This window comes from Pseudomonas sp. Eth.TT006 (genome assembly GCF_054456575.1).
In genome coordinates this window covers 127,183-148,423 of record NZ_JBTJEN010000010.1, presented here as the reverse complement: position 1 = coordinate 148,423, position 21,241 = coordinate 127,183, and the positions used below count along the sequence as shown (strand labels likewise).

The 21,241-nt window shown below is 60.8% G+C and carries 16 protein-coding genes; 8 read left to right on the top strand and 8 right to left on the bottom strand.

The genetic code is table 11. The features are described from left to right. Positions 1-163 precede the first annotated feature (163 nt). Genes ACXR0M_RS17715 through ACXR0M_RS17705 form a run of 3 tightly spaced genes read left to right on the top strand, consistent with a single transcriptional unit; the run spans position 164 to position 7,436 of the window. Positions 164-790 (top strand): response regulator transcription factor, encoded by a 627-nt coding sequence (locus tag ACXR0M_RS17715; RefSeq protein ID WP_041069609.1) that lies wholly within the window; start codon positions 164-166, stop codon positions 788-790. 7 nt (positions 791-797) lie between these two features. Then, a complete protein-coding gene (locus ACXR0M_RS17710) occupies positions 798-4,442 on the top strand; it encodes a transporter substrate-binding domain-containing protein (protein ID WP_458833080.1) in 3,645 nt (1,214 codons plus the stop codon). A gap of 48 nt (positions 4,443-4,490) precedes the next feature. Beyond that, positions 4,491-7,436: an HD domain-containing phosphohydrolase gene (locus tag ACXR0M_RS17705; RefSeq protein ID WP_458833079.1), complete on the top strand. Its 2,946-nt coding sequence runs from the start codon at positions 4,491-4,493 to the stop codon at positions 7,434-7,436. On the opposite strand, the gene ACXR0M_RS17700 is transcribed toward ACXR0M_RS17705, so the two are convergent. Together ACXR0M_RS17700 and ACXR0M_RS17695 are read right to left on the bottom strand one after the other, a co-directional pair. Next, a complete protein-coding gene (locus ACXR0M_RS17700) occupies positions 7,437-7,919 on the bottom strand; it encodes a GAF domain-containing protein (protein WP_458833078.1) in 483 nt (160 codons plus the stop codon). It abuts the gene before it with no gap. Then, a complete protein-coding gene (locus ACXR0M_RS17695; protein ID WP_458833077.1) occupies positions 7,916-8,806 on the bottom strand; it encodes an ATP-binding protein in 891 nt (296 codons plus the stop codon). Before ACXR0M_RS17695 ends, ACXR0M_RS17700 begins: the two co-directional genes overlap by 4 nt. A 166-nt stretch (positions 8,807-8,972) precedes the next feature. Here ACXR0M_RS17695 and ACXR0M_RS17690 point away from each other — a divergent pair, with 166 nt between their 5' ends. After that, positions 8,973-11,294, top strand: coding sequence for a hybrid sensor histidine kinase/response regulator (locus ACXR0M_RS17690; RefSeq protein ID WP_458833076.1), 2,322 nt, complete (start codon positions 8,973-8,975; stop codon positions 11,292-11,294). Here ACXR0M_RS17690 and ACXR0M_RS17685 read toward each other — a convergent pair. From ACXR0M_RS17685 to msrB, 3 genes are all read right to left on the bottom strand, one after another. After that, positions 11,278-11,739: a MarR family winged helix-turn-helix transcriptional regulator gene (locus ACXR0M_RS17685; protein ID WP_458833075.1), complete on the bottom strand. Its 462-nt coding sequence runs from the start codon at positions 11,737-11,739 to the stop codon at positions 11,278-11,280. The two genes, ACXR0M_RS17690 and ACXR0M_RS17685, sit on opposite strands and share 17 nt — an antisense overlap. Next, a complete protein-coding gene (locus ACXR0M_RS17680) occupies positions 11,736-12,221 on the bottom strand; it encodes a glutathione peroxidase (protein ID WP_458833074.1) in 486 nt (161 codons plus the stop codon). Before ACXR0M_RS17680 ends, ACXR0M_RS17685 begins: the two co-directional genes overlap by 4 nt. A gap of 291 nt (positions 12,222-12,512) precedes the next feature. Then, a complete protein-coding gene (gene msrB / locus ACXR0M_RS17675) occupies positions 12,513-12,908 on the bottom strand; it encodes a peptide-methionine (R)-S-oxide reductase MsrB (protein WP_458833073.1) in 396 nt (131 codons plus the stop codon). Positions 12,909-13,131: 223 nt separating this feature from the next. Here msrB and ACXR0M_RS17670 point away from each other — a divergent pair, with 223 nt between their 5' ends. Both ACXR0M_RS17670 and htpX read left to right on the top strand, forming a co-directional pair. Continuing rightward, positions 13,132-14,343: a pyridoxal phosphate-dependent aminotransferase gene (locus ACXR0M_RS17670; RefSeq protein ID WP_025113152.1), complete on the top strand. Its 1,212-nt coding sequence runs from the start codon at positions 13,132-13,134 to the stop codon at positions 14,341-14,343. Between the two features lie 305 nt (positions 14,344-14,648). Further along, entirely contained in the window at positions 14,649-15,536 is an 888-nt protein-coding gene (htpX, locus tag ACXR0M_RS17665; RefSeq protein WP_045122567.1) for a protease HtpX, read from the top strand. A gap of 198 nt (positions 15,537-15,734) precedes the next feature. On the opposite strand, the gene ACXR0M_RS17660 is transcribed toward htpX, so the two are convergent. Beyond that, positions 15,735-16,382 carry a thiopurine S-methyltransferase gene (locus tag ACXR0M_RS17660; protein WP_458833072.1) on the bottom strand — a complete coding sequence of 216 codons (648 nt, stop codon included), beginning with the start codon at positions 16,380-16,382 and terminating at the stop codon, positions 15,735-15,737. A gap of 103 nt (positions 16,383-16,485) precedes the next feature. On the opposite strand from ACXR0M_RS17660, the gene ACXR0M_RS17655 reads away from it, so the two are divergent. After that, complete coding sequence (locus tag ACXR0M_RS17655; RefSeq protein WP_458833071.1) at positions 16,486-17,253, top strand: DODA-type extradiol aromatic ring-opening family dioxygenase; 768 nt, start codon at positions 16,486-16,488, stop codon at positions 17,251-17,253. Positions 17,254-17,419: 166 nt separating this feature from the next. Here ACXR0M_RS17655 and ACXR0M_RS17650 read toward each other — a convergent pair whose 3' ends face one another. Then, entirely contained in the window at positions 17,420-19,093 is a 1,674-nt protein-coding gene (locus tag ACXR0M_RS17650; RefSeq protein WP_458833070.1) for a DEAD/DEAH box helicase, read from the bottom strand. A 421-nt stretch (positions 19,094-19,514) separates the two neighbouring features. Here ACXR0M_RS17650 and ACXR0M_RS17645 point away from each other — a divergent pair, with 421 nt between their 5' ends. Next, positions 19,515-20,306 (top strand): crotonase/enoyl-CoA hydratase family protein, encoded by a 792-nt coding sequence (locus ACXR0M_RS17645; protein ID WP_458833069.1) that lies wholly within the window; start codon positions 19,515-19,517, stop codon positions 20,304-20,306. A 114-nt stretch (positions 20,307-20,420) separates the two neighbouring features. Here the strand turns inward: ACXR0M_RS17645 and ACXR0M_RS17640 are convergent, their stop codons facing one another. Continuing rightward, positions 20,421-21,176 carry a spermidine synthase gene (locus ACXR0M_RS17640; protein WP_458833068.1) on the bottom strand — a complete coding sequence of 252 codons (756 nt, stop codon included), beginning with the start codon at positions 21,174-21,176 and terminating at the stop codon, positions 20,421-20,423. Positions 21,177-21,241: the final 65 nt, after the last annotated feature.

Below are 21,241 nucleotides of genomic sequence, written 5' to 3'. Positions count from 1 at the left end.
AACCCAACACTTCCTTACGCGGCAAAGAGCTTGGTCGTAGTCGAAGTCCTTGAAGTGTGTAGGACTTGTCCTATATTGCCGCTAGAGCCCTGCGAGTTCATACGGCCGCTCATTTATCTGAGCTAAGGTGCGCGCTTTATTCGCGCACGTATGGGATTTGATTATGAACTCCGTTTTTATTGTCGATGATCACCCCGTCATCCGACTTGCCGTTCGGATGTTGCTTGAGCATGAAGGTTACAAGGTCGTCGGCGAGACCGATAACGGTGTCGATGCCATGCAGATGGTTCGCGAATGCATGCCCGACCTGATCATCCTCGATATCAGCATCCCCAAGCTCGACGGCCTTGAAGTCCTGGCCCGCTTCAACGCCATGGGCACCCCGCTCAAGACCCTGGTCCTGACGGCGCAATGCCCGACACTGTTCGGTATTCGCTGCATGCAGTCCGGTGCATCCGGTTATGTCTGCAAGGAAGAGGATCTGAGCGAACTGGTCAGCGCCATCAAGGCGGTACTTTCCGGTTACAACTACTTCCCCAGCCAGGCGTTGAACCCGGTCCGCAGCGATGATGTGCGCTATGCCGAACTGGAACTGTTCAAGTCCGTCAATGATCGCGAACTTATGGTTCTGCAGTTATTTGCCCAGGGTCGCACCAACAAGGAAATTGCCAAAGGCATGTTTCTCAGTAACAAGACCGTCAGCACTTACAAGAAACGTCTTATGCAGAAACTCAAGGCCAGATCGCTGGTGGAACTTATCGAGATGGCCAAACGCAACGCGCTAGTGTGAGAACCCAATGCCCAGTCGCTTAAAGATCTATCTCGCAGGATTGTGCGCAGGCCTGTGCCTCACGACTCAGGCCCACGCCAACCTCGCGACGGCGCAAGACTACGTGTTGCGCAGCCGTTCGAGTCACGAGGCGTTGCCCGTGTCGCTGGAACCGGTGCAACGCGACTGGCTGCAGAGTCGCAGCGAACTGGTGCTGGGCACTTCCGCGCCGGACTATCCGCCGTTCGACATGACCGCCAGCGGTCGCGATTACGAAGGTTTCACCGCCGATTACGCCGGGCTCATCGGTCGGGCCGTCGATCTGCCGATCCGGGTAAAACGTTTTGCCACCCGGGACGCCGCTCTGCGCGCACTGGTCGCCGGTCAGGTCGATATGCTCGGCACCGCCAACGGTTTCGAGGCGAGCATCGCAAACGTCGCGCTGTCCACGCCCTACGCTATCGATCAACCGGTCCTGGTCACCCGCGAAGGCGATACCCGCACACTCACCCAAGGCCTGGCCGGACTGCGCCTGAGCATGGTTTACCACTACCTGCCGCAGGATGAAGTGAAGACGCTGTACCCCAAAGCCATCCTTACGTCCTATCCGTCCTATCAGAACGCAATCAACGCGGTGGCCTTCGATCAGGCCGACGTATTTCTGGGCGACACCATTTCTACCCACTACATGATCAACAAGGGTTATCTGAACAACATTCGCATGGCCAATTTCGGCAAACAGGAAGCCCACGGCTTCAGCTTTGCCGTGCGCGCGGACAACCCGAAACTTCTCGCGGTGATCAACGCCGCACTAAAAGCCGTCCCGACCAGTGAACGCGACAGCATTGCCAAGCGCTGGAGTGCCGGCAGCGACATCCTGCTGACCGACCAGAAACTGCAATTGACCCGCCATGAGGAGCAGTGGCTCAAGCGCCATCCAGTACTGCGTGTCGTGGTCAACGAGGCGTTCGCGCCACTGACATTTTTCGACAGCGACGGCAATCTGCGCGGCATCACCGCAGATCTGCTCGAATTGCTGCGCCTGCGCACCGGCCTGCGTTTCGAACTGGTCCGCAGCCGCAGCGACGGCGACATGATCGAACAGATCAAGGAGCATCGGGCCGACCTTATCGCCGCGTTGCTGCCCAGCCCCGAGCGGGAACAGTCCCTGCTCTTCAGTCGGCCCTATCTGGAAAACTCCTATGTCCTGCTGACGCGCAAATCCGCCGACAGTCCGACGCATCCGACCCAGCTCAAGGGCAAATACCTGGCAATCGCCCAGGGCAATCCGATGGCCGGATACCTGCGACGCGAATTTCCCCAGATTCACCTCACGGAAACTTCCGATACGTTTGGCGCTGCAACCTTGCTCGCCGAAGGCAAGGTCGATGGCGCAGTCACCTCGCTGGTGATCGCCAACTACCTGATTGCTTCGCGGATCTTCGAGCATCAGTTGCAGATCACCACCACCCTGGGCACTCGCCAGGCTGCTTTTTCGCTGGCTACGGCCCGCGACAATACCGAGCTCGCATCGATCCTCGACAAGGCGTTGCTGAGCATCACGCCCGAGGAGCTGGGGGTCATCAACAGTCGCTGGCGCGGTTTTTCCAACGCCGCGCAAGGCAACTGGCATCACTATCAGCGCCTGTTCTATCAACTGATCGGCGCCGCGTGTCTGTTGCTGGTGTTGTCACTGCTGTGGAATGCCTACATGCGCCGACAGATCAAGCAGCGCCAGGCGGCGGAGCGGGCCTTGAACGATCAGTTCGAGTTCATGCGTTCACTGGTCAATGGCACACCGCACCCGATTTACGTGCGCGACCGTCGCGGCCTGCTGCAAAGCTGCAACGACAGCTACCTCGAAGCCTTCAACGCCAAACGCGAAGACGTGATCGGCAAAAGCGTCATGCAAGGCACCTTGAGCAATGCTTTCGAAGCCCAGGCGTTTCAAGCGGATTACCAGCAGGTCATGGCCGAAGGCACGCCATTGCTGCTGGACCGTCCGCTGCACATTGGCGGCCGGCGTCTGACGATCTATCACTGGGTCCTGCCGTATCGCGATTCCGGCGGCGATGTCCAGGGCATCATCGGCGGCTGGATCGACATCAGCGAGCGCCGACAACTGTTCGATGAACTGCGCCAGGCCAAGGAACGGGCCGACAACGCCAACCGCGCGAAAAGCACCTTTCTGGCCACCATGAGCCACGAAATCCGCACTCCGATGAACGCCGTGATCGGCATGCTCGAATTGACCTTCGAGCGCATGACCGTGCAACACCCGGACCGCGCATCGATCGAAACCGCCTACGCCTCGGCCAAGGACTTGCTGGGCCTGATCGGTGACATCCTCGATATCGCGCGCATCGAGTCCGGGCGGCTGAGCCTGAGCCCGGAGCGGGTCAATCTGGTGGAGACAATCGCATCGGTGGTAAGGATCTTCGACGGCCTGGCCCGGCAGAAAAACCTCACCCTGGCGTTGTCCGTCAATCCGCCCGGACTGCAAGCCGACGTCGAACTGGACCCGTTGCGCTTCAAGCAAATCCTTTCCAACCTGATCAGCAACGCGATCAAGTTCACCGAGACAGGGCAAGTACGGGTCACGCTGGACGTGCAGCCAAACGGCCCGGGTAAATGCTCGCTCGTTCAACTGACGATCCAGGACAGCGGAGTCGGGATCAGTATCGAAGATCAACAGCGTCTGTTCGCCCCCTTCGCCCAGGCCGCCAATGGCCGGCAGCAGGCGCGCAGCGGCGCGGGCCTGGGGCTGGTGATCTGCCGCAACCTGTGCGAAATGATGGGCGGACAGTTGCAATTGAGCAGCCAGCCCGGGATCGGCACGCAGGTCTGCCTGTCGCTGCCACTGCGCACCCTGCCGTGCAAGCCCGTCGTGACGAAGACCGAGCCACCGATTCGTACGAGCCTTACGCCGCTTAACATCCTCGTGGTCGACGACCATCCGGCCAATCGCCTGCTGATGTGCCAGCAACTGGAATTTCTCGGGCATCGCTTCAGCCTCGCCGAAGAGGGTCGCAGCGGATTTGAACAGTGGCAGTCCGGCGACTTCGACCTGGTGATCGCTGACTGCAACATGCCGCTGATGAACGGCTACGAACTGAGCGCCGCCATCCGCCAGCACGAACGACACAGCGGGCGTGCACCGTGTACGGTGCTGGGTTTCACAGCCAATGCACAGCCCGAGGAAGTACAACGCTGCAAACAGGCCGGGATGAATGACTGCCTGTTCAAACCCTTGAGCCTCAGCGCGCTAAGCCAATGGGTCAGCGGCTTGAGGCCCTTGACGTGCGAACCTGCCTTCAATGTCCTCGGGTTGAATCAGTTGACGGGCGGTAACCCGCTGCAGACCCGGCGCCTGCTCGCGGAGTTGCTCAAGAGCAGCCGCCTCGACCGACAGGAATTGCTGGCACTGGCGCCGCCAGATGATCGCGAAGCACTGGCGATGATGGCGCACAAGATCAAGGGCGCTGCCCGGATCGCTCAGGCCTCGCGCCTGATCGCCCGTTGCGATGCCCTCGAACGAGCCTGTACGCCAGACACGCCAGCGTCCGCCCTCGCGCGCTGCCTTCAGGCCACCGACGCCGCCATGCTCGAACTGGAACAGGCCTTGCTGCAACAACTGGACTCGCTTGAAAAAGGCAGAATGACCGAGCCTTAACTATGCTTTGACGCTGAGCAGTGTGTTTACTTCAATGGAGAGTCTGCAATGCCCAGCCCACTGCGCCCGGATCAACGCCGGTTCCCGTTGCACGTGCACATCAGCGTCATGTTCACCTTTCTGCTGTTGCTGACTGGCGTCGTGCTGGGGTTGTTCAATTACCGTCAGACCACCCGGATCATCCTGTCGGGCAGCGAAAACCTGTTCAATCGCATCGAACAGGATGTACGCGTGGATCTGCAGGCCACTTACGAACCGATCCGGCATCTGCTGAGCCTGCTCTCGGTCAACCAGGCGGCCGAGGCCACCAACCTGCAACAGCGTCTGGCACTGCTCAGGCCGTTCAGCCAGTCGCTCAAGGACAACAGCAATCTCGCGTCACTCTATCTGGGGTATGGCAATGGCGACTTCTTCATGGTTCGCCCCTTGCGCACCGACACTCTGAAGGCCTTGTTCAATGCACCGCCAACAGCGGCCTATCAGGTCTGGAGCATCGAGCACGCCGGCGACGGCACCGCGTTTTCTCAGTCGTTGTTTTTCGATGAGGCTCTGAACCCGGTCGGTCGCCAGGACAATCCCGCCGATCGCTACGACCCGCGCGCCCGCAACTGGTATCGCAACGCACTTGCCCAGAGCGATCAGATCACCACCGAACCCTATGTGTTTTTCTCCACGCACAACGTCGGCACCACCCTGGCCCGGCGCAGCAATGGCAGCGCGGTGATTGGCGCCGACCTGACCCTGGCTGCGCTGTCGGCCACCCTGATCAAGCATGTGGTCACCCCCGCCACCGAAATCGTCCTGTTTGATGCCGATGGCAATGCTGTGGCCTACCCGGACAGTCGCCGGCTGATCGTCGATGACAGCAGCGCACGCCTGGCCAAGGCCGCCGACCTGAGCCCGAATCTGCACGCGCTGCTGTCCACCGCTCATCAAGGCAAACGGCTGGAGGTTGATGGTCGCCACTGGATCGTCGCCCGCACCAATTTGCAGGAAGGCGGACCGAACGGGCTGCAGATGGCCCTGCTGGTACCGGAAGACGAGTTGCTCGCCGACGCCTACCGCATGCGTTGGCAAGGTGCATTGATCACCCTCGCGACGTTGCTGTTGTGCCTGCCGCTGGGTTGGCTGATATCGCGGATTCTGGTCAAGCCACTGCACGCGCTGGTCAAGGAAGCGGACGCGATTCGCAGTTTCGATTTCAACTTCCCGCTCACCCGTCGCTCGCCGGTGCTGGAAGTGGATCAACTGAGCCTGTCGATGGCGCGCATGAAGGACACCCTCGCCAGTTTCTTCCGGATCACCGACAGTCTGTGCGCCGAGACGCGCTTCGCCCCGCTGCTGCAACGGGTGCTGTTCGAAACGGCCCAGATCGCCCAGGCCCAGGCAGGCTTGATCTATCTGCGTGAAAACGATGGCAACCGGATGGAACCGTACGGCCTCGTGATCGACGGCGTTTCGCAGGAACCGGGCGAGTTCAATGTACTGGGTGGCGATCTTCTGGCAGGCCAGGGGCCCGCGTGGTTCCAGCAACTGGGTCATGCTGACAACGTGGTGACCAATCTCGGCTTCGACCAGGCCGGCGACCTGCAGAGGGTGCTGCTGGCCATGCAGTCGCCGCGCGTGCATCTGATCGGCATTCGTCTGCGTAACCGGCACAACGAAACAATTGGCCTGGTGATTCTGCTGATCAATGACAGCGGCAGCGCACTGGACCTGGAAAAACTGCGCCCGGACCGTATCGCCTTCCTGCAGGCGGTTTCCGGCGCAGCCGCGGTCAGTATCGAAAGCCAGCGCCTGCAGGCCAGGCAAAAGCAGTTGCTCGATGCGTTCATCCAGTTGCTGGCCGGCGCGATCGACGCCAAAAGCCCGTACACCGGCGGCCATTGCCAGCGCGTCCCGGAACTGACGTTGATGCTCGCGCAAGCTGCGGCCGCCAGTCAGGCTCCGGCATTTCGGGACTACCAGCCCAACGAGGACGAATGGGAAGCCCTGCACATCGCCGCCTGGCTGCACGACTGCGGCAAGGTCACGACGCCGGAATACGTTGTCGACAAGGCCACCAAACTGGAAACCCTCAACGACCGCATCCACGAAATCCGCACGCGCTTCGAAGTGCTCAAACGCGACGCCTGGATCAGCTACTGGCAGGCGCTGGCCATGGGTGGTGATGAGGCACAACTGCGCGAACGACGAGACTGCACACTGACGGAACTGGACGATGACTTTGCATTTGTCGCGCGCTGCAATCTGGGCGGCGAGGCGATGGCGCCTGCGGATCTGCAACGCCTTGAGCGCATCGCCGAACGCCGCTGGACGCGCACCCTCGATGATCGTCTCGGCGTGTCCTGGGAGGAAAACCGCCGGCAGGCACGCTCGCCGTCACCGACTCTGCCGGTCAGCGAGGCGTTGTTGGCTGACAAACCGGAACACTTGATCGAACGCGCCGACAGCGAACTGATTCCAGAGGACAACCCGTGGGGGTTCAAACTGGATGTGCCGCGTTACAAGTACAACCGCGGCGAGCACTACAATCTGAGCATTGCCCGCGGCACGCTGACCCGCGAAGAGCGTTACATCATCAATCACCACATGGTGCAGACGATCCTGATGCTCAGCCACCTGCCCTTCCCCGGGCATCTGGACAGCGTCGCGGAAATTGCCGGCGGGCATCACGAAAAGATGGATGGCAGCGGTTACCCCAAACGCCTGAAGCGCGAAGAAATGAGCCTGCCGGCGCGGATGATGGCGATTGCCGATATTTTCGAGGCACTGACCGCCGCTGATCGCCCGTACAAGAAGGCCAAACCTCTCAGCGAGGCGCTGGGCATCATGGCCACCATGTGCCGCGAGGCGCACATCGATGCCGAATTGTTCGGGCTGTTCATCAACGACGGGGTGTACATGCAGTACGCCACGCGGTTTCTCGATCCGCGACAAATCGATGCGGTGGAGCCGGCCAGCCTGTTGCGCAAGGCTGGCCTGGCGGTCTGATCAGCAGTCGGTCAGACGCAGGAAGATCGCGGCCAGGCGCTCGATGCCCGCTTGATCATCCGCGCCGAAACGCGCGAGCTTCGGGCTGTCGAGATCGAGCACACCAATCAGCCGACCGTCCTTGACCAACGGCACTACCAGTTCGCTGTTCGAGGCGCTGTCACAGGCGATGTGCCCGGGAAAGGCATGCACGTCCTCAACCCGCTGGGTCTGCAGACTGGCCGCCGCCGCGCCGCACACGCCGCGTCCGAACGGAATGCGCACGCAGGCGATCTGGCCCTGGAACGGGCCGAGCACCAGTTCTTCGTCGCGATTGAGGTAGAAACCGGCCCAGTTCAGGTCATCGAGCTGGTTGAACAGGAACGCCGAAAACTGCGCGGCGTTGGCGATAAAATCGCGCTCGTCCGCCAGCAGCGACTCCAGTTGTGCGGCCAACATGCCATAGCCCTCGAGGCCCTGGCCGCTTTGTTGCAAATCAATCATGCCTTGTGCTCCAGCAATTTCAGTCCCACCCAGTAACGGGCGAATTGGTACGCGCAACGTCCGTTGCGGTTGCCGCGTCCGGTTGCCCAGCGCACAGCGAGAATGTCCAGCGCTTCGTCACGCTGCCAGCTCAATCCGGCCTTGGCCGCCAACTGGCCGATCCAGTGTTCGACGACGTTGAGAAAGTGTTCCTGGGTAAACGGATAGAACGACAGCCACAGGCCGAAACGATCCGACAGGGCGATTTTGTCTTCCACCGCTTCGCTGGGGTGCAGTTCGCCGTCGACGCGCTTCCAGTTTTCGTTATCGCTCTCCTTCTCCGGCACCAGATGGCGACGGTTGGAGGTGGCGTACAGCAAGACGTTGTCGGGGGCCTGCTCGAGCGAGCCGTCGAGCACGCTTTTCAGCACGCGGTAATCGCCTTCGCCGGACTCGAACGACAGGTCATCGCAGAACAGCACGAAGCGCTGCGGCAGTTTGCCAATCTGCTCGACCACCCGCGGCAGGTCCGCCAGGTGATCGCGCTCGATCTCGATCAGGCGCAAGCCAGCCGCCGCGTGCTCGGCCAGCAGCGCGCGGACCAGCGACGACTTGCCGGTACCGCGCGAGCCCCAGAGCAGCGCGTGGTTGGCCGGCATGCCGTCGAGAAACTGTTGCGTATTACGCCCCAGTTGCTCGACTTGTCGGTCGACACCGATCAGGTCCGACAGGCGCATGTCGAGGCTGACTTCCAGCGGCAACAAGTACCCGCTGCGCCCGTCACGCTGCCAGCGCGCCGCCAGACAGGTGCCCCAGTCGATCAGCGGACGCGGCGCCGGCAGCAAGGGTTCGATCCGCGCCAGAACCGACTCGGCACGTTCAAGAAAAGCATTCAATCGGGAATCCACGTCTTCTCCTCGGACACGTTCACAGTGATGATGTCGATCCAGCGACGACACACAGATTGCAAGTTCCCGTTCGAGCCTTGTTACAAGGCGATTCGGGAACCTCGGTATCCATACATGATCGACTATGCTTGAGCAGCGAAGGGAAACGGAAGTGGTTCAACACCCCATGGATATCAAATTCACCCACCGGCTGTCATACAAGCAAGCCAGATTGACTGTGCTGGTCGGGTTCATTCTGGGCACGCTGCTCAGCCTGCTGCAAATCGGCATCGATTATGCCAGCGAAGACGCCTCCATCAACCGTGAAATCCTGTCGTTGCTGGAAATCAGCCACAATCCGGCGTCACGGATCGCCTACAACATCGACGCGGAACTGGCCCAGGAACTGACCCTGGGCCTGTTGCGTTCGCCGGCGATCGTTTCGGCGCAACTGACCGACAACAACGGCAATGTGCTGGCCAACGTCAGGCGCCCAGAGTTGCAAAGCGGCTACCGGGTGATCAGCGACTTTCTGTTCGGCGCCAAGCGCCAGTTCGAGGACCGCCTGTACCTCGATCACTTGCCCTCCGAATCGCTGGGCGTGCTCAGCCTGGAAGTCGACACCTACGCCTTCGGCAGCCGTTTCCTGCGCCGCGCCGAGGTGACGCTGCTCAACGGCTTTGCCCGCAGCCTGCTGCTCACCGGGATTCTGCTGGCGCTGTTTTACGTGATGCTGACCAAGCCGCTGGTGCGGTTGATCCGCGAACTCAGCGAGCGCGACGCGCGCAGCGCCGAGCCGACCCGGCTGGAATGCCCGGCCGGACATGCCAACGACGAAATCGGCGAACTGGTCAGGGTTGCCAACCAGCAGTTCGACAATATCGCCACGGAAATCCAGCAACGGCGCAACGCGGAAAACCGTCTGACCGATTACCTCGGGCAGCTGGAGAACATCGTCTCCTCGCGCACGGCCGAGCTCAAGGCCATCAACACCCGGCTCAGCCAGTCCAACCAGGAACTGGAAATCGCCCGCAGCACCGCGCTGGACATGGCCGAAGCGCGTTCGGCGTTCCTTGCCAACATGAGCCACGAGATCCGCACACCGCTCAACGGCTTGCTGGGCATGATCGCCTTGTCCCTCGACGGCCCGCTGAACGCCGAACAGCAGCAACAGCTGTCGATTGCCCATGACTCGGGCAAGGTTCTGGTGGAGTTGCTCAACGATATTCTCGACCTGTCCAAATTCGACGCTGGGCAACTGGAGCTGGAAAACATCCCGTTCGACCTCGGCTCGCTGGTGGAGGACACCGCCAACCTGCTGTCGCAGAACGCGGCGCCAAGTGTCGAACTGACGTGCCTGATCGACCCGCATTTTCCGGCGCTGGTGCTGGGCGATCCGACCCGGGTGCGGCAGATCGTCAGCAACCTGCTGTCCAATGCGCTGAAATTCACCCGGTTCGGGCGGGTCGACGTACGCCTGTCTGCGCACAAGGATGGCGTACGCATCGAGGTCTGCGACACCGGCATCGGCATCGCTCAGGAAGCCCAGGTCAAGATCTTCCAGCCGTTCACCCAGGCCGGGGCCGGCATCACCCGCCAGTACGGCGGCACCGGCCTCGGTCTGGCGCTGACCTACAACCTGTGCGAAGCCATGCAGGGCCGGCTGACCATCAGTTCCGAAGTCGGCTTTGGCAGTCAGTTCTGCGCCGATCTGCCGCTGCCCTGCCATACCAAGGCGGTCATGCCACCTGCGCTGCAGGGCAAGGTGCTGGCGATTACCGCGTCCAGCAGCGGCCTGGCAGAACTGCTCAAGACGTTGCTGCCGGTATGGGGCGTGAACTATGAACAGCGCACCATGGACGACCCGTTGCTGGGCCTGACGCCCGACCTGGTGATTACCGATTGCCCGGAGTGTCTGTTCAGTCTGCGCCCGACCGTCAGCGCGCCGATCCTGGTGGTCACCGCGTATGGCAGCTTCATGCCCAGTGAAGAAGCCGCCGCCCTCGCGCCGTTGCAGCAACAGGCGCGGCCGCTGGCGCGCAACGCGCTGTATCAGATCCTGCGGCGCATTCTGCTGGCCGATGTCAGCACGACCAACGATGCACGCCTCGAAAGCCTGCCGGTGCGACGGCGCGGAAAGGTGCTGCTGGTGGAGGACAATCCGGTCAACCAACTGGTGGCCAAAGGCATGCTCGGCAAGCTCGGTTGCGACGTGGTGGTCGCGGCCCACGGCGCCGAGGCGCTCGATCAACTGGAACACGACGAGTTCGATCTGGTGCTGATGGACTGCAACATGCCGGTGATGGACGGCTACGAAGCGAGCCGGCAGATCCGCCAGAGCGGGCGCTGGCCGCAGTTGCCGATCGTGGCGCTGACGGCTAACGCCATGTCCGAGGAGCGCGAGCGTTGCCGCGCCGCCGGCATGAGCGATTACCTGGCCAAGCCGTTCCGCCGCGAGGAACTGGCGGCCGTGCTCGACCAGTGGATGCCGTCTACGACAGCGCTTTGATCTGCCCCAGCAGGTGATCGAGGCCAGCGCGCAACTCGTTGAGTCGATCGAGATCCACCCCGCTGTCGCACAACAACCGGGCCTTCAACGGCCCGACCTGTTCGCGCAGCGCCTGTCCTTGCGCCGTCAGGCTCAGGTGGACTTCGCGTTCATCGCGCGCCGAGCGCTGGCGCTGCACCAGGTTTAATTGCTCAAGACGCTTGAGCAGCGGCGTCAGCGTGCCGGAGTCCAGCGCCAGCCGCTCGCCCAGCGCCTTGACCGTCGGCTGCTCCGGCGCCGCGTCCTGCCATTCCCACAGCACCAGCATCGCCAGGTACTGCGGGTAAGTCAGGCCGAGTTGATCGAGCATCGGTTTATAGGCGCGGATCACCGCCCGGGACGCGGCGTACAGCTTGAAGCACAACTGACTGTCGAGCTTCAGCGAATCGACGGGCAGATTGTTCATTTGAGCAGGGCTTCAATCTCGCCGCTCAGCTCCTGCGGCTTGGTGGTCGGGGCGAAACGCTTGACCAGTTGCCCGTCCTTGCCGATCAGGAACTTGGTGAAATTCCACTTGATGCCCTGCGAGCCAAGCAGCCCCGGAGCACGCTTTTTCAACTGCACGAACAGTGGATGCGCGTCGGCACCGTTGACGTCGATCTTCTTGAACAGCGGGAAACTCACGCCGTAGTTCAGTTCACAGAACTCGCTGATCGCGCCCTCGTTGCCCGGTTCCTGCTTGCCGAACTGATTGCACGGAAAGCCCAGCACCACCAGGCCCTGATCCTTGTAGGTCTGCCACAGCTCTTCCAGACCTTTGTACTGCGGAGTGAAACCGCATTTGCTCGCGGTATTGACCACCAGCACCGCCTTGCCGGCGTAATCGGCGAGGGTCTTTTGCTCGCCCTTGATGTTGGTGACCGGGATATTCAGCAGGTTGTCGCTCATGAGTCGGCTCCGTAGGTGATCGGGAAAGGTCAAACATAGCGAGCAATTAAATTGTGTGCAATTTAATATTTGGGAGTGCTGCCTGATTGATTCTTGATTGGGCGCCGATTGATCCTTGATTGATCGCTGATTGATTGCTGATTGATCCCTGTAGGAGCTGCCGAAGGCTGCGATCTTTTGATTTTGCTTTGGCTTTGGCTTTGGCTTTGGCTTTGGCTTTGGCTTTGGCTTTTCAGGATCAAGATCAAGATCAAGAGATCGCAGCCTTCGGCAGCTCCTACGGGGCTCGCATTACTCGCGCGGCTCGAGATTCAGGCACACCGAGTTGATGCAATAACGCAGGCCGGTGGGTGGCGGACCGTCGGGGAACACGTGGCCCAGGTGTGCATCGCAGCGGGCACATTTGACCTCGGTGCGAATCATGCCGTGGCTGGTGTCACGGATTTCGGTCATTGCACTGTCGCCGATCGGCGCGTAGAAGCTCGGCCAGCCGCAGCCGGAATCGAATTTGGTTTTGGAGTCGAACAGCGGCTCGTTGCAGCAGACGCAGTGATAGACACCGTCGGTTTTGGTGTCGTTGTATTTACCGGAGAACGGCCGCTCGGTGGCACTGAGACGGCACACGTTGTACTGCTCGGGGTCGAGCATCGCCCGCCATTCTTCCAGGGTTTTTTCCAACTTTTCCATCGTCACACCTCTGCGGCTGAAAAAGCCCGATCTGTACCTTTTCCACGGATCGGGTGGCACGTATGATTGCGCCTCGTCACACGCCAGTCTGGCAGCCAGACCGGGCGCATTCAAACGGATTCTCGGCGCCATGGCGCAAGACTCCGCCTGTGCGAAGACGCAGGAATCCCAGTACGGTTGGCCATCCGCCGTCTGGATCGTTCATTTTCGGGATCACATCGCCATGCAGTTCAGCAAATCGAACAAGCTCGCCAACGTCTGCTACGACATTCGCGGCCCGGTGCTCAAGCACGCCAAACGTCTGGAGGAGGAAGGCCAGCGCATCCTCAAGCTGAACATCGGCAACCCGGCACCGTTCGGTTTCGAAGCTCCGGACGAAATTCTTCAGGATGTGATCCGCAACCTGCCGACGGCGCAGGGTTACAGCGACTCCAAAGGTCTGTTCAGCGCGCGCAAGGCGGTGATGCAGTACTACCAGCAAAAAAACGTGGAAGGTGTCGGTATTGAAGACATCTACCTCGGTAACGGCGTGTCCGAACTGATCGTGATGTCGTTGCAGGCGCTGCTCAACAACGGTGACGAAGTGCTGGTACCGGCACCGGACTACCCGCTGTGGACCGCTGCGGTAAGCCTGGCCGGCGGCAACGCCGTGCACTACCTGTGCGACGAGGGCGCCGGCTGGTTCCCTGATCTGGCCGACATCAAGGCCAAGATCACCCCGAACACCAAGGCCATGGTGATCATCAACCCGAACAACCCGACCGGCGCGGTGTATTCCAAGGAAGTGCTGCTGGGCATGTTGGAAATCGCCCGTGCGCACAACCTGGTGGTGTTCTCCGACGAGATTTACGACAAGATTCTCTACGACGACGCCGTGCACATCTGCACCGCTTCGCTGGCCCCGGATCTGCTGTGCCTGACCTTCAACGGCCTGTCGAAATCCTACCGGGTGGCCGGTTTCCGCTCCGGCTGGATCGCCATCTCCGGGCCGAAACACAACGCCCAGAGCTACATCGAAGGCATCGACATGCTGGCCAACATGCGCCTGTGTGCCAACGTGCCAAGCCAGCATGCGATCCAGACCGCGCTGGGCGGCTACCAGAGCATCAACGATCTGGTGCTGCCGCAAGGCCGTCTGCTGGAGCAGCGCAACCGTACCTGGGAGTTGCTCAACGACATTCCCGGCGTCAGCTGCGTGAAGCCGATGGGCGCGCTGTATGCGTTCCCGAAGATCGACCCGAAGGTCTGCCCGATCCACAACGACGAGAAATTCGTCCTCGACCTGCTGCTCTCCGAGAAGCTGCTGGTGGTGCAAGGCACGGCGTTCAACTGGCCGTGGCCGGACCACTTCCGCGTGGTTACGCTGCCGCGTGTCGATGATCTGGAAATGGCCATCGGCCGCATCGGCAACTTCCTCAAATCCTACCGCCAGTAACCGGCGCGTCAGTGCGCAACGTCCACCACGTTGCGCACTGACGGATTCAGCAACACTTCTGCCCGCCTCGCCTCGCTGCGCCTTCTACACTTGCGATTCACATGGCTTGCACGCGTCTGACGCAAGGACGGCGGGTGGCGGCTGCCTGTCATCCCTTTCGGTTTTGATCGTGGGCAATGACCTGCAGCGCATGGATTCCGCTGTAGGACACAGTTTGAAATAGTCACTCGGTTGAATCACCCGGTGCCGCACCTTATATACCCCGCAGTACGCTACATCTTTAGCTTGAGGAGATTTCTACAACCATGATGCGCATCCTGCTGTTTTTGGCCACTAACCTGGCGGTCGTGCTGATAGCCAGCATCACCCTGAGCCTGTTTGGCTTCAACGGGTTCATGGCGGCCAACGGGGTTGATCTCAACCTCAGTCAGCTGCTGGTTTTCTGTGCGGTCTTTGGTTTCGCCGGTTCGCTGTTCTCGCTGTTCATCTCCAAGTGGATGGCGAAGATGAGCACCAGCACCCAGATCATCACCCAGCCACGCACCCGGCATGAGCAATGGCTGCTGCAAACCGTCGAGCAACTGTCCCGCGAAGCCGGGATCAAGATGCCTGAAGTCGGTATTTTCCCGGCCTACGAGGCGAACGCCTTCGCCACTGGCTGGAACAAGAACGACGCGCTGGTTGCGGTCAGCCAGGGCCTGCTCGAGCGCTTTTCGCCGGATGAAGTAAAAGCCGTGCTGGCCCACGAAATCGGTCACGTGGCCAACGGTGACATGGTCACCCTGGCGCTGATCCAGGGCGTGGTGAACACCTTCGTCATGTTCTTCGCACGGATCATCGGCAACTTCGTCGACAAAGTGATCTTCAAGAACGAAGAAGGCCAGGGCATCGCCTACTACGTGGCGACCATCTTCGCCGAACTGGTCCTGGGCATTCTGGCCAGCGCGATCGTCATGTGGTTCTCGCGCAAGCGCGAATTCCGTGCCGACGAAGCCGGTGCACGCCTGGCCGGTACCAACGCGATGATCGGCGCACTGCAACGCCTGCGCGCCGAACAAGGCCTGCCAGTGCACATGCCGGACACTCTTAACGCCTTTGGCATCAACGGTGGCATCAAACAGGGCTTCGCCCGCATGTTCATGAGCCACCCGCCGCTGGAAGAGCGTATCGACGCACTGCGTCGTCGCGGTTGATTGGCTTGACGCAGTAATGAAAAGGCCCGCAGCGATGCGGGCCTTTTTTTTGCCTGAATTATTGGGTTGTTCTTACTGACCTCATCGCTGGCAAGCCAGCTCCCACAGGGTTTTGAGTGTTTTGAGAAAGTTCGGTCGACCCGGATCACTGTGGGAGCTGGCTTGCCAGCGATGAGGCCCCGTACTGGATGCACAGAACTACCGGCCAGAAACCCGATAAACCCGCTCCTCCAACCGCGTCACGCCCGCCTGCACAAACTTCCCGCTCTCCTCCAGCACATCCTGCTCCTCGAGCATCTGCAGCTGCCAGACACCACCCAGCAAACGCTGCACCTCATCATCACCCACCGCAAACGGCGGCCCGGGCATCTGCGCCTGATCGTAATCCAGAGTGATCAGCAGCCCTTGCACCGCCGAAGGCAGGATCTGCTGCAAATGCGCCGCATATCGCTCACGCATCGCAGGCGGCAAGGCAATCAATGCCGCCCGGTCATACAGCGCCGCGCACTCCTTCAGGTCTTCTGCAGTCAGCGCAAAGAAATCACCGCACCACAACTCAATGGCCTCGGCGCGATAAACCTTGAACGGCCCTTTGTCGCGGACCTGCGGCGTGACCAGATGCTCAGCGAAAAAATCCTCGATGGCCTTCTGCGACAACTCCACTCCCAGCACTTGATGCCCGCGCCCGGCAAGCCACGCCAAATCCAGACTTTTCCCACACAACGGCACCAGCACCCGCGCCGTTTCCGCTACCGCCCAATGGCGCTGCAGATACGGGTTCACCTGCGGCTGATGAAAGCCGATCTGATTGGATTCCCATTTCTTGTGCCAAAACTCAGGCTGCATAGATCCCCCAAGGAATTCGATGAAAAAGCGCTAAAACTTATATTAGATTTAGATCAATGATCTGACTGAAGATGAGGTCATCTTACCGCTCAGGAATCTTTCCATGTTTCCCAGCCTGTTTATCTCCCACGGCTCGCCGATGCTGGCCCTGGAACCCGGTGCCAGCGGCCCGGCCCTCGCGCGTCTGGCGGCTGACTTGCCCCGGCCGAAAGCTATCGTGATGGTCTCGGCGCACTGGGAAAGCCAGGAGCTGCTGGTCAGCAGCAACCCGCAACCCGAGACCTGGCATGACTTCGGCGGTTTCCCGCGTGCCTTGTTCGAAGTGCAGTACCCGGCACCGGGCGATCCGCAACTGGCGGCCAAGGTTGCCGAATTGCTGAACGCTGCCCATTTGCCGACCCGCCTCGACTCGCAACGTCCGTTCGATCATGGCGTGTGGGTGCCGCTGTCGTTGATGTACCCGCAGGCGGATATCCCGGTGGTGCAGGTGTCGCTGCCGAGTCGCGGCGGCCCGGCGCTGCAAACCCGAGTCGGACAAGCACTGGCGAGCCTGCGCGAGCAGGGCATTTTGCTGATCGGCTCCGGCAGCATCACCCACAACCTGCGTGAACTGAACTGGCACGCCGGCCCGGAAAGCGTCGAACCGTGGGCGCGGGATTTTCGCGACTGGATGATCGACAAGCTGGCGGCGAATGACGAGGCCGCGCTGCACGATTACCGTCAGCAAGCGCCGCATGCAGTGCGCAGTCATCCGAGCGACGAGCATTTGTTGCCGCTGTATTTTGCCCGGGGCGCCGGGGGTGAATTCAGCGTGGCGCACCAGGGGTTCACCATGGGGGCGTTGGGTATGGATATTTATCGTTTCGGTTGAAAGCAAGATCAAAAGATCGCAGCCTGCGGCAGCTCCTACAGAGGAACGCGTTCCAACATGTAGGAGCTGCCGCAGGCTGCGATCTTTGATTTTGAAAAAACAGGCAAAAAAAATCCCCGAACCAGTCGGGGATTTTTTATGTTCGATCAATCAGCCCAAGGGCGGATCAATCTTCACGGTAGCGACGCAGTTTCAGCTGCTTGCCAGCGACGCGAGTGTCCTTCAGTTTGGTCAGGAGCTTGTCCAGACCATCTTCCGGCAGCTCGACGAGGCTGAAGCTGTCACGCACCTGGATGCGACCGATCGCTTCGCGGGCCAGACCACCTTCGTTGAGGATGGCGCCCAGCAGGTTCTTCGCGGCGATACCGTCACGCGCACCCAGCGCGGTACGGCAACGGGCACGGCCTTCGCCCAAAGGCATTGGCGCGCGACGCTCGCGGTCACCACGATCAGGACGATCACCGGTGCGCTCAGGACGGTCGCCACGCGGTGCGTTGTTCGGCACCAGTGGACGTTCCTTCTCGATCGCTGCCAGGTTCAACGCTTGACCGTTGGTAGCCTTGCGCAGCAGGGCTGCAGCCAGGGCACGCGGGGTGCAACCGATGTCGGCGGTCAGGCGATCCAGCAGATCACCGTGAGTCGCTTCCGCATCAGCAACCAGCGGCGACAGGCTGTTGGTCAGTTTCTTGATGCGCGCATCGAGAACCGCCTGAGCGTCCGGCAGACGCACTTCGGCAACCTTCTGACCGGTGACACGCTCGATCACTTGCAGCATGCGGCGCTCACGTGGAGTCACCAGCAGCAGCGCACGGCCTTCGCGACCGGCACGGCCGGTACGGCCGATACGGTGCACGTAGGATTCCGGATCGTACGGCATGTCCACGTTGAACACGTGGGTGATGCGCGGAACGTCCAGACCACGGGCAGCCACGTCGGTCGCAACAACGATGTCCAGACGGCCATCTTTCAGCGAGTCGATGACGCGTTCACGCTGGTTCTGGGCGATGTCACCGTTCAGCGCAGCGGCTTTGTAGCCTTTGGCGTCAAGGGCACTGGCCAGATCCAGGGTCGCTTGCTTGGTGCGCACGAACATGATCAGAGCGTCGAAGTCTTCCACTTCCAGCAAGCTGAGAACGGCAGAGGTCTTCTGGTCAGCGTGAACCAACAGGTGAGCCTGTTCGATCGCGGTAACGGTCTGGGTCTTGCTCTGGATCTTCACGTGCTTCGGATCGCGCAGGTGGCGCTCGGCGATGGCACGGATCGACTGCGGCAAGGTCGCCGAGAACAATACGGTCTGACGGGTTTCCGGCATGGCCTTGAAGATCACTTCGAGGTCGTCCATGAAGCCCAGTTTGAGCATTTCGTCTGCTTCGTCGAGAACCAGGTGGTTCACGGTCTGCAGCACTTTTTCGTCGCGACGCAGGTGGTCGCACAGACGGCCCGGAGTGGCGACAACAATCTGTGCGCCATTACGGATTGCTTTCAATTGTGGGCCCATCGGCGCGCCGCCGTAGACAGCCACAACAGTTACGCCCGGCATTTGCTTGGCGTAGGTTTCGAAAGCGGTTGCAACTTGTAGCGCCAACTCACGAGTTGGGGCCAGGATCAGAGCTTGCGGCTCGCGCTTGGACGGATCAATGCGGTGCAGGATAGGCAGGGCAAAGGCAGCGGTTTTACCGGTACCGGTTTGCGCCTGACCAATCATATCGTGACCGGCGAGGATGATCGGGATCGACTGCTGCTGAATGGCCGAAGGCTCTTCATAGCCGGTAGCGACTACTGCAGCGACAATATTGGGATGAAGTTCAAGAGCGGCGAAGCCGCCGATTTCCTGGGTCATGGGTCTGCCTCTAAGTGCATCCGCAAAGACCCATGCTCCAAAGCTGCACATGCCGTGTTGAGACTCAAGAGTCGCCCTGGCAGCTTTGTCGGCGGGGATTTGCGAAAACGTATGAATGAAAAAGAATCGTCAAGGAAGAGCCCGCAGTGCGGACGTGCAGCCGAAGCTGGCTTCGGGGAATTGCGCTACCTAAACGCGGCCCGGTTAAAGGCCGGCGCGCACTATACCGGAATTTGCCCAAAAAGGGAGCTTTTTTTATCGTCTGAATCCATGTGTCGCCGCTGTGTAACGGGCTTTTGCGGATAATCGGGCGAGGGTCTATTTTTCAACAGGCCCGGCCCTGCGGGCGATGACGCTTAAACGATTCACCGATATGCGGCATACCGTCGCTGCCCCGCCCTTCCCGCCCGAGGATTTCGCCATGAATCAGCCCTGCCCCGGCCGCGTCAGCCGTGAACAACGTGGACATGTCCATTTGATCGGTCTGGATCGGGCCGCCAAACGCAATGCGTTCGACCTCGATCTGCTCTACGACCTGAGCCTGGCCTACGGCGAATTCGAGGCCGACAGCGAGGCGCGGGTGGCCGTGGTGTTCGGGCATGGCGAGCACTTTACCGCCGGTCTGGATCTACTCAATGTCAGCGCTGCCCTCGCCGAAGGCTGGCAAGTGCCGACCGGCGGTTGTGACCCTTGGGGTGTGTTTGTCGGGCCACGGGTCAGCAAACCGGTGATCGTCGCCGCTCAGGGTTACTGCCTGACCATCGGTATCGAACTGATGCTCGCCGCAGATATCAACCTGTGCGCGAGCAATACACGTTTCGCGCAAATGGAAGTGCAGCGTGGGATTTTTCCTTTTGGTGGCGCGACGTTACGTTTTCATCAAGTAGCCGGCTGGGGCAACGCCATGCGCTGGTTGCTGACCGGCGACGAGTTCGATGCCCACGATGCTCTGCGCCTGGGCCTGGTGCAGGAAGTGATGGCCAGCGAGGACTTGTTGCCGCGCGCGATTGAGCTCGCCGAACGGATTGCCCGCCAGGCACCGCTGGGAGTGCAGGCGACGCTGATGTCGGCGCGGCAGGCGCGCTATGAAGGTGAGACTGCGGCGGCACAAGGGTTGCCGGCGCTGGTGAAGAAATTGCTGGGCAGTGAGGATGCCAAAGAAGGAATAAGGTCGCTGGTAGAGCGGCGATCCGGGGTCTTCAAAGGAATCTGATGACCTGCCCCTGTAGGAGCTGCCGCAGGCTGCGATCTTTTGATTTTGATTTTAAAAAGACAAGATCAAAAGATCGCAGCCTGCGGCAGCTCCTACAGTTGACCCGGCCGAGACTCAGGTCGCCGGGCGAATACTGTTGATCAACGCCTGCAACGAATACCCCAACCGTGGCGCCAGCGCTTCGGCCCGGGCCGTCAGCGCCTGCATGTCGAGTGCCTGATCGAGGTCTGCCGGCACGATCAGAATCACATTGCCCTCCTTCACCGGCAGTTCCCAGTAATGTCGGTGATACAGCCCGCGCAACAACGCGGCGCCCAACGGTTTGCCGTCATCGGTGGCCCACTGGTTGATCACCAGCCAGCCGCCCGGATTCAGGCGTTTCTGGCAGTCACCGAGAAAGCTCCAGGCCAGATGCCCGACACCCGGGCCGACGTCGGTGTACAGGTCGACAAAGATCAGATCCGCCGGCTCGGCCGTTGGCAACAATTCCAGCGCATCGCCGACACGGATATACAGGCGCGGGTCGTCATCCAGCCCCAGGTATTCGATGGCCAGTCGCGGAACGTCCGGGCGCAGCTCGATGGCCTCGACGTCTTCCAGCGGCAGGAACTTGAGGCAGGCCTGGGTCAGCGTGCCGGCACCGAGGCCGAGAAACAGCGCGCTCTCCGGTTGCTCGTGGCACAACGCGCCAATCAGCATCGCCCGGGTGTAGTCATATTCGAGCCAGCTCGGATCGGCGGTAAACACGCAGCTTTGCTCGATGGCATCGCCAAATTCGAGAAAGCGGTAATCGGCCACTTCCAGCACGCGAATCACGCCGAACTCATCCTGTACCTCGGCGAGCAACAGCTCGACGCGCTCCTCAGACATTTCATCTCCAGATGGTCACCGGGCGCGGTGACGCGATGGCGCCGCTCGGGCACCGTGGCAAAACG